At 62.8% G+C, this 12,771-nt stretch carries 13 protein-coding genes; 11 read left to right on the forward strand and 2 right to left on the reverse strand.

Annotated features, from left to right (window positions below; translation table 11 throughout):
- Positions 1-10: 10 nt before the first annotated feature.
- Complete coding sequence (locus OVA24_RS16230; RefSeq protein WP_267671021.1) at positions 11-274, reverse strand: hypothetical protein; 264 nt, start codon at positions 272-274, stop codon at positions 11-13.
- 759 nt (positions 275-1,033) lie between these two features.
- Between OVA24_RS16230 and OVA24_RS16235 the strand changes: the two genes are divergently transcribed.
- From OVA24_RS16235 to OVA24_RS16245, 3 genes are all read left to right on the forward strand, one after another.
- Positions 1,034-1,786 carry a YebC/PmpR family DNA-binding transcriptional regulator gene (locus OVA24_RS16235; RefSeq protein WP_267671023.1) on the forward strand — a complete coding sequence of 251 codons (753 nt, stop codon included), beginning with the start codon at positions 1,034-1,036 and terminating at the stop codon, positions 1,784-1,786.
- 33 nt (positions 1,787-1,819) lie between these two features.
- The gene (rho, locus tag OVA24_RS16240; RefSeq protein WP_267671026.1) at positions 1,820-3,766 is read left to right on the forward strand and encodes a transcription termination factor Rho; all 1,947 of its coding nucleotides are present in this window, start codon (positions 1,820-1,822) and stop codon (positions 3,764-3,766) included.
- A gap of 509 nt (positions 3,767-4,275) precedes the next feature.
- Positions 4,276-4,581, forward strand: coding sequence for a hypothetical protein (locus OVA24_RS16245; protein WP_267671028.1), 306 nt, complete (start codon positions 4,276-4,278; stop codon positions 4,579-4,581).
- Between the two features lie 435 nt (positions 4,582-5,016).
- Here OVA24_RS16245 and OVA24_RS16250 read toward each other — a convergent pair whose 3' ends face one another.
- The gene (locus tag OVA24_RS16250) at positions 5,017-5,370 is read right to left on the reverse strand and encodes a hypothetical protein (RefSeq protein ID WP_267671031.1); all 354 of its coding nucleotides are present in this window, start codon (positions 5,368-5,370) and stop codon (positions 5,017-5,019) included.
- A gap of 175 nt (positions 5,371-5,545) precedes the next feature.
- Here OVA24_RS16250 and OVA24_RS16255 point away from each other — a divergent pair, with 175 nt between their 5' ends.
- The 8 genes from OVA24_RS16255 (at position 5,546) to OVA24_RS16290 (ending at position 12,771) form a co-directional block, all read left to right on the forward strand.
- A complete protein-coding gene (locus OVA24_RS16255; RefSeq protein ID WP_267671032.1) occupies positions 5,546-6,079 on the forward strand; it encodes a hypothetical protein in 534 nt (177 codons plus the stop codon).
- A 68-nt stretch (positions 6,080-6,147) separates the two neighbouring features.
- The gene (locus OVA24_RS16260) at positions 6,148-6,606 is read left to right on the forward strand and encodes a GNAT family N-acetyltransferase (protein WP_267671034.1); all 459 of its coding nucleotides are present in this window, start codon (positions 6,148-6,150) and stop codon (positions 6,604-6,606) included.
- 60 nt (positions 6,607-6,666) lie between these two features.
- Positions 6,667-7,272, forward strand: a complete 606-nt coding sequence (locus tag OVA24_RS16265; protein WP_267671035.1) for a hypothetical protein — start codon at positions 6,667-6,669, stop codon at positions 7,270-7,272.
- 62 nt (positions 7,273-7,334) lie between these two features.
- Entirely contained in the window at positions 7,335-8,066 is a 732-nt protein-coding gene (locus OVA24_RS16270) for a hypothetical protein (protein WP_267671036.1), read from the forward strand.
- Positions 8,067-8,128: 62 nt separating this feature from the next.
- Entirely contained in the window at positions 8,129-8,533 is a 405-nt protein-coding gene (locus tag OVA24_RS16275) for a hypothetical protein (RefSeq protein WP_267671037.1), read from the forward strand.
- A gap of 95 nt (positions 8,534-8,628) precedes the next feature.
- Positions 8,629-9,057, forward strand: a complete 429-nt coding sequence (locus OVA24_RS16280) for a hypothetical protein (protein WP_267671039.1) — start codon at positions 8,629-8,631, stop codon at positions 9,055-9,057.
- A gap of 178 nt (positions 9,058-9,235) precedes the next feature.
- Entirely contained in the window at positions 9,236-12,232 is a 2,997-nt protein-coding gene (locus OVA24_RS16285) for an ELWxxDGT repeat protein (protein ID WP_267671041.1), read from the forward strand.
- Positions 12,233-12,285: 53 nt separating this feature from the next.
- Positions 12,286-12,771, forward strand: a complete 486-nt coding sequence (locus OVA24_RS16290) for a hypothetical protein (RefSeq protein WP_267671042.1) — start codon at positions 12,286-12,288, stop codon at positions 12,769-12,771.

The following is a 12,771-nucleotide window of genomic DNA, read 5'->3' on the forward strand; positions in this document are numbered from 1 at the left end:
CGCGGGATCTTCAATGGTGCTTTTCCCTTTCTTCGCGGATGACGGCGAGCATGTCATACAGCGCGAGGACCATGACCATGCAGGTGAGGAACGCGCACGCACCCCACCAGATGAGGAACATCCACGGGCGCACGCGCAGCCATCCATCCACCAGCCACAGCCCCCACGCCATGAGGCCGAGCGCGAGCAGGAGCATGCGCGCCATGATCTTCCGGCGCGTGCCACGGTTCCGCAGCATCGACCGTGCGACGCGTTTGTCAGATTCCCAATCCACGGGTGGTGATGCGGGGAGTCTAACGGGTGTGGGGGTGCCGTCGATGAAAAGAGAAACCGGGGGGACATTGAACATCGAACATCGAACATCGAACGTCCAACATCGAAGTTTGAATGGAAGAGGGATGTGGCGGGTGGGTGAGAGAGGTGGGCCGGGCAGGCGGCGGAGGCTTTTTCTGAGCGTAATGGAAGGGTAGCGGAAGTCGTGAGACTTCCGGCGGCGGGGAAGTCCACGGAGAACCCGACACGCTGTCTCCCTGTGTCTGGAGCGTCCTGCATCGTGGTGAATCCACCCAGCCGAAGGTCTCACGACCTTCGCTACCCCCGCAGATCCGCCGCGCCTTGGTTTCACCCGCAGGGGTAGCGGAAGTCGTGAGACTTCCGGTTGTGGGGAAGTCCATGGGAAACCGGAGCGGGCTTGCCGGATGACATCCGCCCCAACGGATCTCCACGGGATCCGCCGCGCGATGATGGGGCGCATTTTTCTAAAAAATCCCCGGCTCCGCAGCGGAGTCCGCCGGTGAAATTTAGGATTGCCAATGCACGGCACCTGCCACAGATTCCCGTTGTTGGAACGACGGAGGGCTGTTCTGGATCTCGTTTCCCGGACTCCCCCAGGGTCAAGCTCATCTGCCCGCGATCATGGCGATCCGCGCACAAGCACTTCCCGCTCCGTCCACTCGGCCGCCGGACCGTCCCATGGTCCACCGCCGGACCGCCCTTTTTCCATTTCTCCTGAATTTCCCATCCACCCTTCCGCATGGCCGGTCACAACAAGTGGTCAAAGGTCAAACACATCAAAGCCCGCGTCGATGCGATCAAGGGCAAGGTGTTCAGCAAGTGCGCCCATGAGATCGCACTGGCGGCGCGTGCCGGTGGCGGGGACCCGGGGATGAACGCGCGGCTGCGCACGGCGGTGGACAACGCGAAGGCGGTGTCCATGCCCCGCGAGAACATCGAGCGCGCCATCAAGAAAGGCACCGGCGAGCTGGGCGGCGACGCCATCCAGGAGGTGACCTATGAGGGCTACGGCCCGGCGGGCATCGCCTTTCTGGTGGAGATGGCCACGGACAACCTGAACCGCGCCGCGGCGGACATGCGGACGATTTTTTCAAAAAACGGCGGCTCGGTGGCGACTCCGGGCAGTGTTTCCTATCAGTTCGACCGCAGGGGTGAGATCCGCCTGGCGGCGTCCGCCATCGATGACGACCGCATCATGGAAGCGGCCATCGAGGCGGGCGCGGACGACGTCCACAGCGACGGGGAGGAACACATCATCCACACCGCGGCGAACGAGCTGGGCACGGTGGCGAACGCGCTGCGCTCCGCCGGCCTGAGCCTGGTGTCCGAGAAGATGGTGTCCCTGCCGCAGAACCTTTCCGTGGTGTCCGACGTGGATACCGCCCGCCAGATCCTGAAACTGCACGACGTGCTGGATGACTATGCGGACACGCTGAACGTGTTCACCAACTTTGAAGTGACGGACGAGGCGCTCGAGCAACTGTCCGCCTGATCCCCTCTCCATTTTTCCCCGACCCATTTCCTGATGAGCAACAACACGAACGAGGAAGCCTTCGCCGAGTCCGCCCCCGAGAAGACGGTGGCGAAGAAAGCGGCGAAGAAAACGGCAGCCAAGAAGGCCGCGGTGAAAAAGACCGCCGCGAAGAAGGCCGCCGCGAAGAAAGCTCCCGCAGCCGCCGAGACGCCGCTGTTGATCGACGTGCCCGCGGCACCGGCCGTGGCGAAGCCCGCCCGCAAGGCAGCGGCGGCACCCGCCCCTGCTCCGGAGGCTGCCGCCGATGCGGCACCCGCCCCCGCGAAGAAAGCGGCGAAGAAGGCCGCCAAAAAAGCGGCGAAGAAAACCGCCGCGGAAGCTCCTGCGGAGGCCGCCTTCTCCGCACCTGCACCTGCGCCCGCTCCTGCCGCCGCGGAGGAACCGAAGCGCTTCGGTCGTGTGCCGGGTGGCGGACCGACGACTCCCCGTGCGGATGCTCCATCCCAGGATGCGGCGCCGGTTTCCGATGCCTCCCCCTCCCCTGCCCCGCAGCAGCACCAGCCACGCCAGCACGGCGGTGGACAGCCGCAGGACGGCGGTGAGCAACAAGGCGGACAAGGAGGCCAGGGCGACAGCCGCAGCAAGCGCCGCCGTGACAAGCGGAAGAAGCGCCGCGAGCAGCTCCGCAACGAGCGCGGCCAGGATGGCGGCGGCGGTGGTGGTGGAAACCAACAGCAACAGCACCCGCAGCGCCAGCGTGGCAACGACCGCCACAACAACCAACGCGGCAACGACCGCCACGGCAACCAGCGCGGCAACGACCGCAGCGACCGCCAGCAGAACGACGACCGCGACTATGAGAACCGCGGCCACGCGCAGTTGACCGGCGAGAAGATCGAGGTGGACGGCATGCTGGAACTCGCGCCGAAGGGATTCGGCTTCCTGCGCGTGCCGAAGAAGAATTTCGAACAGGCGCGTGATGATGTCTTTGTCACGCCGGAGATCATCCGCAAGAACCACCTGCGGCTGGGCCAGTGGATCCACGGCACGTTCCAGATGGGCCCGCGCGGCCCGCAGCTCGTGGACATCACCGCCATCAACGGCATATCCGTCGCGGAGGCGTCGAAGCTCCCGCACTTCGACGAGCTGAAGGCGGTGAACCCGAGCAAGCGGATCAGCTTCGAGACAACGCCGGAGCGTTTCACCACGCGCGTGGTGGACATCATGGCGCCGGTGGGACGCGGCCAGCGCGGCCTCATCGTTTCCCCTCCCCGTTCCGGAAAGACGACTCTTTTGCTGCACATGGCGGAAGCCATCCGCACGAAGTACGAGGAGACCATGCACCTGATGGTGCTGCTGGTGGACGAACGCCCGGAGGAGGTGACGGAGTTCCGCCGCGCCCTGCCCGGTGCGGAGATCTACGCCAGCTCCAACGACGAGAACGCACGCAGCCACTGCCGCATCGCGGAACTCGCCATCGAGCGGGCGAAGCGGTTGGTGGAGGCGGGCAAGGATGTGTTCCTGCTGATGGACTCCATCACCCGTCTGGCCCGCGCCTACAACGGCAACATGAACAACCGTGGACGGGGCACCGGCTCCGGCGGCATCACCATCGGCGCGCTGGAGGTTCCGCGCAGGCTTTTCGCCGCGGCGCGGAACACCCGTGGCGGAGGCTCCCTCACCATCCTGGCCACCGCGCTGATCCAGACGAACTCCCGTGCCGACGAGGCCATCTTCATGGAGTTCAAGGGCACCGGCAACATGGAGCTGGTCCTGGACCGGAAGATCGCGGAAAACTACATCTACCCTGCGGTGGACATCTTCAAGTCCGGCACCCGCCGGGAGGAGCTGCTGCTGCCGGAGCACATGCTGCACAAGATCCACCTCATCCGCCGCGGCCTCTCCGGCCACCGCCCGGTGGAGGCGATGGAACGCCTGCTCTACTTCCTGAAGAAATTCCCGAACAACCCGCAGATGCTGCTTGAGATCAAGGGGTAAGGAGGGAGGAAAGTTTTCAGTTTTCAGGAAAGGGGAGGAAGGAGCGTACCTTCCCGCTCCGGTGGCTCGCAGTAAGGAGGGAGGACACTCCTGTCCTCCGGCGGCATTGGCGAATCAGAAAAGATTCACCGCTAAGACGCAAAGGCCGCGAAGGGAGAAGCAAGATTCGCAGTCAGCGTTCTTCTCTTCCTGAGAACTGGAGACTGAAAAATTTTCCTTCTTTGTTCGCCAATGCCGCCTGAGGACAGGAGTGTCCTCCCTCCTTACTCGGCTGCAACCGGAACCGATAGCAAAGGCGTTCCGGCATAGATCCGTCTTTCACTTCATCCGCCAATGCCGTCGGAGGACAGGAATGGGAGCGCAGCGAACATGACGGCGCAGCCGCAATGTCCTCCCTCCTTACCCGGTTGCATCGCATCCCGCGACCCCCTCTGGAAACGAGGCTCCGGATTCCACCCTGCATGCACTTGCGGAGGTAGGATGCCTCCCTTATCAGTCAGGCCGTCACCATGGAAAAGGAAACCGAAACCATCGAAGTCGAAGTCGTCGAGATCGACGGCATCGCACCGGTACCGGTGTCCCCACCGCATGGGGATGACGCGGCGGGCGGAGGCCCGCGCGGAGGCGGCGACTGGAACGACTGGCGGAACTGGCAGGGCCGCGTGCGCACGCTGGACATGCGCTGGTGGCCGCTGTGGGTGTTCCTGGGCATCATCCTGCTGGCGCTGCTGGCCTCCGTCGGCGTGGTGGTGGGGATCTTCTACGTGATCTATCGTATCATCCGCGGGTTCCTCCGCGCGCTGGTGGGGAGGTAGCGGAGGTCATCCAGGTAGCGAAGCTCGTGAGAGCTTCGGCGGGGTGGACGCCATCCAACAGACCGGCTCCAGCTTCCCATGGACTTCCCCACAGCCGGAGGTCTCACGACCTCCGCTACCCTTCCGAAGCGTCGGCATGGCGGATCCATGGCGTAGCGAAGCTCGTGAGAGCTTCGGCGGGGTGGACGCCATCCAACAGACCGGCTCCGGTGTCCCGTGGACTTCCCCACAGCCGGAGGTCTCACGACCTCCGCTACCCTTGCGAAGCATCGGCATGGCGGATCCATGGCGTAGCGAAGCTCGTGAGAGCTTCGGCGGGGTGGACGCCATCCAACAAACCGGCTCCGGTGTCCCATTGACTTCCCCACAGCCGAAGGTCTCACGACCTTCGCTACCCTTGCGACCTCCGCAACTCCTCCACCGCATCCCTGTTTCTCAGCGGGCCTTCCTGAAAAGCTCCGCCGCCGCCACGCGGTGCAGCCTTTCATCCCGCCGCTGGAAGGTGATCTCCCGCGACGGATGCCTGCGGGCGATGTCCAGCAGCGCACCGAGCGCCCCCGCGGCGGACCAGACGTGCCAGGCGTCCGCGGCGTCCTCCTCCATCACCGCCCGCAGGCTCAGGTGGTGGTGGTCCGGCCAGGCGACGACCACGCGCCGCGCCATGATGAAGCACTCCGGAGTGGAGATGACGACGCCATGCTGGAGGTGGAAGTCCAGCGCATCCACCCACGGGATCCACGGCCCGCCGTCACGATGATAGGCCGCATGGGCCCGCAGATAAGGAGACATGCCGTCCATGATGCCTTATCACGAGAGGCACGGTGGATTGAACAGATGGCCAAATTTCCTGCCGGAAATACTGCCAGGTGATCCGTGATCAGAATCGAGCGGAACGACATGGATGCCAGCGAAGCGGCGCCCGGAGGGCTCCGCCGGAGAGCGGAGTCAAATGAGTGCCGGGACGATGAAGCAATCCGTCAGCCACGTCTTCCTCTCTCTGACTGATCACCCGGCACTTTCCAATCACTTCGCTCCTTGCAGTTTTTTGGCGTTGAGCGCCTTCGGGCCTTTCCGTAGGCTCTCCATCAGTCCTATATCGGAGCTTATCGGTTCATTCATTTACACTGTTCGACAACAAAACAAGATGAAGACCACATCCCAACTGATTTGTTCAATCGCAGCGGTGTGTTTGATATCATCGTGCAAACGAGCGGAAGAAGCGCAGCGTCTTTCCTATGCGGAGGTTTTGAAGGAAGCCGAGGGCAAGGAGGGTGAGATCGTCGCAGTGCAGGGTCGCAATGATGTCACCACCTATATCAGATCGGGCAGTGCAACGATGCCTATAGGACACGGAGGTGGCACGACCTACCGCGGACTCACGATGAAGCTCCCGGACTCTCCCGGGTACTACCATCAGATCGATCTCTATGATGGAAGTGACGGTGGAGGCCTGCTGATCGGGCGCAAGATTGCCGCCGATCCCAAGGAACAAAAATAATCCAGCCGGACAAGGCGGTGGAGGTAACCCCGCGGCTCCGTGCCTCATCTTGGACGATCACCAAAAATATGCCCCTTCTACCGCTTGATCAGAAGCCGACGTCGGACGAGCAGGAGCAAGTCTTGTCCTGGCTCCGGAACTTCAACCACGACTCCAATCCCCAATTCATGAGATCGCTTGAAGAAGGCGCATCACAGGATTTTTTCATTGTTGCGCGGGATGACAACGGATCGGTGATTGGTGGTCTCCGGGGGGCATTTCTACACAGATGGCTGAAAGTCGATGTGATGGCGGTATCCCCGGATCACAGACGGCAAGGCATCGGCGGCAAGCTGGTCGGAGAGGCCGAGTCCATGGCTGCCCAACAGGGCTGTCAGTATTCATACGTCGACACGATGTCATTTCAGGCTCCTGACTTCTATTTTTCGCTCGGGTATGAAGAATCAGGGCGATTGCGGAACTGGGATTCCCACGGTCACGACAAGATTTTCCTAACGAAGACGCTCCGAACCATCAACGAACGCTGACACGGCGGCTGTGGCAACTCCGCTGCACCCCGTGCCTCACCTTGGACGTATGCGCGAAGAATGAAACCGCCCGACTTCATCACCCACTACCATGAGGCGGACTACGGTCCTTTCCTCAATATCTGTGATCTTGATGATGAACAGATCGACGTCCTTATATCCGCCGAGAAGGATGCGAACACAGCCTTCAACCGCTTTGCCATGGGTCCGGATTTTCTCCGGTGGCGGCGGGCGGCTGATGACCTGCTGATCCGCGCCTACACCGAGAAGTTCGGGTTCCCACCTCCCGCACGGCCTTTCTACGCGCTTCTAGGCAGTTTCGACAAGACCCTGACGATGTTCCGGAATGGCAGAAAGATCCGCCTCGAAGCGGGAGATTTCCAGGATCACGAACTCACCTTCATGTATCCGGATCACGCCCATCTCATTTCCCACTATGGTTCTGACGCCCCTCCACTTTTCCACCAGCCTCGGCCAGGCTTGGAACATCTGAAGTTCTGGGGCAGGCTTTTTACCTACGCCGAACTGGCCGACGAATATTCAGAACTCGGAATCGATTCGATGATTGAGCTGCATCAGTCGCGGAATGGCTGGGCAGGCTGCTATGTGGAAGCCCATATCTGGTGCCGTGATCACAGGACCACTTTGCGAGGACAAGACGGCTGAGGCAACTCCGCAGCGCTCCGTGCCCCACCTCAGACGTTATGCCCGAAGAATCGCCAGCGCAGATGCCCCAATGGATCCGTGAGCGTTTCCCTCCCGATCAGCGGTCTGCGGTCGATCACCTCAGAAGCCTGATCGACGAGGGAATGCTGAGGGAGATTGCGGAAGCGGATTATGCTCGGGATGCTGAGCAACACCTTGCGGCGCTCAAGCCCATCCGGAACGGCGATGAACTGAGGGAGCTTCATTACTGGTTTCCTGATGAGGTCCTTCGGCTGATCCGGTGGTCCGAGCCGGAGGACCCGGAGTGGAAGCCCGGTTCGACGGGTTTGCGCGGACACAAGATGCGGGCATTTTCATGCGCGGTTCTACTCGCGGTGCCCAATTTCGAGCCAGACAAGGAGACTCTGATCCAGTTGGTTGATTCGGTGTTTTTGCTTGGCCCCGGAGCCCTGGAGGCAACCGCTGGATTTCTTGTTTGGCGGCTCGATACACTGGGCCGTGAAGAGGATCGCCCGTTCTTCGCTCTGGCTTTGGCGGCGGTCGCCCAATCCCTTGAGGATTCCATTTCCTCATCGATGGAGCAGGAGTTGGCCGATTGGGTGACCCATGAAGAGTCATCCGAGCGCGCCTATCTGGCTTCCTTCTGCGACAGCTACAGAACCGCGCCCTGGCTTTTCGGGCTTTCATTCAGCGACATGCGCAACAATAAATGGGAGATGCTGATCCGCGCGGTCCGGGAAAGATCAGGTCCCAGACCGCTCGGACGCATGCTCACCGAAAACCACAAGGCATAACAAGGCGGCTTGGGGGAACTCCGCCGCGCTCCGTGCCCCACCTCATACTTCCGGCAAAGAATATGAAATCACTCCTGAAGCATTTCCTCTCGCTGGTGATCACGGTGCTGATCGTGGGACCCATCTTTGCTTTGGAAGGCGTTGGAAGAGAGATTGGTGCCGGCAGAGTTCCCTGGATTTCAGGATCCATCCTGCTCTCGACCCTTTGGGCATTGTTTTTGTGCATTGCCATTTTCGCTCCTGTTGCCGCCACCACGGTGTATCTGGTTGAGCACAAATTTGACTTCAGATGGTTTTGGGAGCCATTGGTCCTTCTGGGGGTTCTGGCCGTGGTCACCATCCCCATCGTCCTGCTGTTTTTCCGCGGAGATCTGCAGTTATCCCTGCTCGCGACACTTTCATTCTACTTCCCGACATTGATCTACTTCGGGATTCTGCGGGCCTTGGGCTTCCAGGAGCTCATCTGACACACCAGATGCCGGACAAGGATGAGGTCACCCTGCCGCACCCCACTCATTCCGTCATTGCACCCTGTGGCGAATCCGTTACTCTCCCCGGACTCATGAAATCCAGGGGCCTGTTCCGCAGCATCCCCACCGCCGTGGCGTGTGTCATCGCCTGCGCGGGCGGCGTGGTGTTTTCCGGAGCGGTGCATGGGCAGGAACCGGCGGCGGCGGAAGAGGATGAGGCGACGCGCTACACGCTCATCGCCAGCTACCCGAACACACCGGAAGCCTGGGACCGTGAGGAGCTGGTGATCCGCTGTCTTTTCCGCAGCCATGGCATCCGCTGGTATTCCGTCGGCAGTGCCGGGGCGACCGTCGGCGTGCGGCTGGAGGATGAGGACCGCGCGCGCCGCCTGCTGGCGGAGACGCTGCTGATGGAACGGCTGGAGATCACGCTGGTGAAGACCAGCGCGGATGGCACACGCGCCGCGGTGATGACACCGGAGGAAGTGCTGAGCCAGCCGGAAGAAGACGGGGCGGAGTGATCCCCCCGCCCTTGCCCGATTGAACGGCGGTAAAGCCGTGCCGCGGTTGCATTCACCCGTTCCGCAAACGCGTTCACCCGTTACGCAAGATTGCGCTTTTTTCATGAAAGTGGCCGAATTTCCGTGCCAACTCCAAACAATGGATACTCAATGTGTATACATTGAAATCCTATTGTGCATGAATGCTTGCTTTCCACTCACCTCGCTCCTGACCGCCTGCGGACTCTCGATGGCCACCGCGCAGGAGATCCCCGAACGCCTGACCTCCCTGTCCCATGCAGCGGGGTCCTGGAATTCCTACGATGGTGGGGTGATGATGGGGGACATGCTCTACTACAGCCGCCGGACCGTGACCCACGGCGAGGAGGTGTGGAAAACGGACGGTACGGCGGAGGGCACGCGGCTGGTCTGGGAAACGATCGTAGGGACCGACTCCAGTCTGCCAAACGCACGCGGTGTGGCTGACGGGAACCAGCTCTACTTCGGCAGCCACCAGACCTCGAGGATCTGGAGGACGGATGGAACGGCAGCAGGGACGGTGACGACGTTCCCACGATGGCCGTCATGGAGCTATATGGGACGCGTGCGATTTCTCTCCCGGGCGCCAGGCGGAGGAGCGCTGTTCATCTCCGGTCCTGACTACTCTTTCGAGGAAGACCGTGCGCAACTTTGGAAGACGGATGGCACGCAGGAAGGCACGGTGCTTCTTGCGGCGGACTACCTGATGGAGGACGTGCAGGTGGCGGGGGGCACCATCTGGTGCGGCGGCCACCGCCTCTGGAAAAGCGACGGCACCCCCGCAGGGACCGTGGCGGCCTTCACGCCCACGCCCGCCTATCTGGATACCCGGAAGATGGTGTGGGCCATGACGGATGACACGGTCCTTTTCACCACCTCCCGTGATGGGACGCCGATGCTGCACCGGCTGGATGCGGGCGGGGTCACGGCGCTGAAGGAAACCGGAACCGCGGTGTCCGATGGAAGCCGGCCCGTGTTTCTGGAGGGGGATGTCCATTTCCTGACATCCGGCACCACGGGGCTCCAGCTCTGGCGGAGTGATGGCACGGAGGACGGCACCACGCTGGTGAAGACGATGCCGGGGACGCCTTCACATCCCCCCCTCCCCATCACCGCCGCGGGAGGAAAGATCTACTTCAATGCCGCGCCGGAGGGGCAGTCCGTTGACCGGGATCTGTGGGTGAGCGATGGAACGGAGGCAGGCACCCTGCCGTTGATGCGGACCAACGCCAGCTCACCCACCGCATTCGGGGACAGGCTGTATTTCCTGCATGCCACCGCGGAAGGGAAGCGGGAGCTATGGACCACGGACGGCACGGTGGCGGGGACGGTGACGGTGGCTGACCTCGGGCCGTCTTCCGCGAATCCACAGATCCGCATGGGTGCCACCGCGTCCGCCCTGATCCTCGCGGGGAACTCCACCGTGTGGCGGAGTGATGGCACGCCGGGAGGCACGATGGCAGCTCCGGTGGGCCGGATGCTGGCGGGGAAACCCATCAACGGCATCACGTCAATGCCGGCCGGGCAGGTCCTTTTCTCCGCACATGACACCGCGATGGGGAGACGTCTCTGGAAGAGCGACGGCACGGCGGCGGGCACGGTCCTGGTGGAAGCCGGGCCGCCGGGGGTGGAGGGCTTCAAAAGCATCGGGCTTGGCGGGGCGGTGATGCTGGACGGCGTCCGCTATTTCACGGCGGATGACGGCGTGCACGGCAACGAGCTGTGGCGTAGCGACGGCACGGCGGAGGGAACGGGGATGGTGAAGGACTTCCTCCCCGGAAAGGAATCCTCCCAGCCCCAGTCGCTCACGGTTTTCAAGGGTGAGGTGTGGTTCACGGCGGTGCATTCCCACGCTGGCCGGAAGGTGTGGCGGACGGATGGGACGGAAGCGGGGACGCGTGTGGAGATGGACGCGGGCGGGGGCCTGTCCTACCCGGCGGTGACGCTGTCCATCGGGTGGCAGGGAAATCTGGTCGTGCGTGCCAGCGGATCTCCGACGCTGTCGTTGGACGGCATCTGGTGGACGGATGGCACGCCGGAGGGGACGGGGAGGCTCACCCAGGACGAACTGCCTCCAACGTCCATCCTGAAGCATGGAGGGCTGACCTACTACATGGTGGGTGATGACCTATGGAGGACGGACGGGACCGCCGCAGGCAAGGAGCTGCTCCACCGGTTCCCCGCAGGTGTCCATCTGATCCCGGCCGGGCGGGAAGTGCTGGCGCTGGGGATCGGATCCGGGGGGATGGGTCAAGCCGCCTACTCGGGCCTGTGGCGCATCCCCGCGGACGGCCCGCTGGTGCGGCTCCGCGCCTTCAACAACTATGGGTCCACCGGGGTCCTCGGCGGAGTGGCCCACTTCAGCGTGACCTCCCCCGCCGTGGATGCAGGACTGTGGCGCAGCGACGGCACCGTGGAAGGCACCTACCGGTTGGCTGGAGTGGGCGCTTCCGGAGACATCAAGGCCCACGCGGGGAAGCTCTACTTTTGTGGAAACGATGGCGTGCACGGCGAGGAGCCGTGGGTGAGCGATGGCACGGTGGAGGGCACGCGCATGCTGGTGGACCTGACCGGGGACTCCGGTGGCTCCTCCCCCGCCCGTTTCACCCCGGCGGGCGGAAAGGTGTTCTTCGCGGCGACGACGGAGGCGGAGGGACCGCAGCTCTATGTGCTGGATACGGGCGGGGCGCCGGCTCCCTACGCCGCATGGCTGGATGTCCACCGGCCATGGATGGATGGCCGGACGGGACGCGGGGATGATGCGGATGAGGATGGCTTCACGAACCTGCAGGAGTTCGCCTTCGGCGGGGATCCGTCGGACGGGGCGGCCCGGCCCGTCATTTCCCCCGCGCTGCTGGCGGTTTCCTCCGTCAATGGCGTGGGCACGCACCTGTCGCTCACGGTGCCGGTGCGGCGCGGCACGGTGTTCACGCCGGGCAGGCCCGCGACGGGGGTTGCGGACGGGGTGGGCTACCGCATCCTGGCGACGGAGGATCTGGGCGGTCCGGTGGACCCGGCCGCGCTGCTGGAGGTACAGGAGGACGCCACGGTCCCACCCCCGCCGCACCCGCATGAGGACTATGAATATCGTACTTTCCGGCTGGTGGAGACGTTGTCCGCCAGGGAGCGCGCGTTCCTGCGCGTGGTGACGGAGTGACGGCGGGATGTGATATCATTGACAAACTTCCCCGCTCCGGATATCACGGGACCATGGGAACGAAGATCCGCCGTTTGTTGTGGTTGGTATTTCCACTCGTCCTGAGCGTTTCCGCCAGGGCGGAAGATTTCATGATCGGGGGATGGACCATGTTTTTCACCTCCCATACCGCCAACCAGTGTGTGATTTTCGAGAATCAGAAAGGTGACTCCGGCGAGTACACCCTGCACTACAAGGTGTTCGAGGGCCGGGGCGGCGGAGCCGGAAAGGAGAGCGGCAAGTTCAAGGTCTACCATGACGAGAAAGGCCGCGTGATCGTGAAACTGGACGAGCACCGCATCTGCTTCACCCCCTTCGACAACAAGGGCCAGAAGGCGAAGACGGAGGGCAACATGTTCGACGGTGAAGGGACGGCGATGTTCCCGGGGTCAGGAGACAAACCTCCCAAGCTGGGGGACGCGAAAATCGACGGTGTCGATTTCCACCTCCTGAAAGGCAAACACGCGGATCCGGACAAAGTCGACGACCTCGCCAATTGA

This window comes from Luteolibacter sp. SL250, assembly GCF_026625605.1.
Lineage (GTDB): Bacteria > Verrucomicrobiota > Verrucomicrobiia > Verrucomicrobiales > Akkermansiaceae > Luteolibacter.

Bases quoted from the DNA above. Each gene is read 5' to 3' on its own strand.
- OVA24_RS16275 (WP_267671037.1), top strand. From the start codon at position 8,129: ATGAAATCACTCCTGAAGCATTTCCTCTCGCTGGTGATCACGGTGCTG.
- OVA24_RS16285 (WP_267671041.1), top strand. From the start codon at position 9,236: ATGAATGCTTGCTTTCCACTCACCTCGCTCCTGACCGCCTGCGGACTC.
- OVA24_RS16280 (WP_267671039.1), top strand. From the start codon at position 8,629: ATGAAATCCAGGGGCCTGTTCCGCAGCATCCCCACCGCCGTGGCGTGT.
- OVA24_RS16250 (WP_267671031.1), bottom strand. From the start codon at position 5,370: ATGTCTCCTTATCTGCGGGCCCATGCGGCCTATCATCGTGACGGCGGG.
- rho (WP_267671026.1), top strand. From the start codon at position 1,820: ATGAGCAACAACACGAACGAGGAAGCCTTCGCCGAGTCCGCCCCCGAG.
- OVA24_RS16235 (WP_267671023.1), top strand. From the start codon at position 1,034: ATGGCCGGTCACAACAAGTGGTCAAAGGTCAAACACATCAAAGCCCGC.
- OVA24_RS16265 (WP_267671035.1), top strand. From the start codon at position 6,667: ATGAAACCGCCCGACTTCATCACCCACTACCATGAGGCGGACTACGGT.
- OVA24_RS16290 (WP_267671042.1), top strand. From the start codon at position 12,286: ATGGGAACGAAGATCCGCCGTTTGTTGTGGTTGGTATTTCCACTCGTC.
- OVA24_RS16270 (WP_267671036.1), top strand. From the start codon at position 7,335: ATGCCCCAATGGATCCGTGAGCGTTTCCCTCCCGATCAGCGGTCTGCG.
- OVA24_RS16260 (WP_267671034.1), top strand. From the start codon at position 6,148: ATGCCCCTTCTACCGCTTGATCAGAAGCCGACGTCGGACGAGCAGGAG.
- OVA24_RS16245 (WP_267671028.1), top strand. From the start codon at position 4,276: ATGGAAAAGGAAACCGAAACCATCGAAGTCGAAGTCGTCGAGATCGAC.
- OVA24_RS16255 (WP_267671032.1), top strand. From the start codon at position 5,546: ATGAAGCAATCCGTCAGCCACGTCTTCCTCTCTCTGACTGATCACCCG.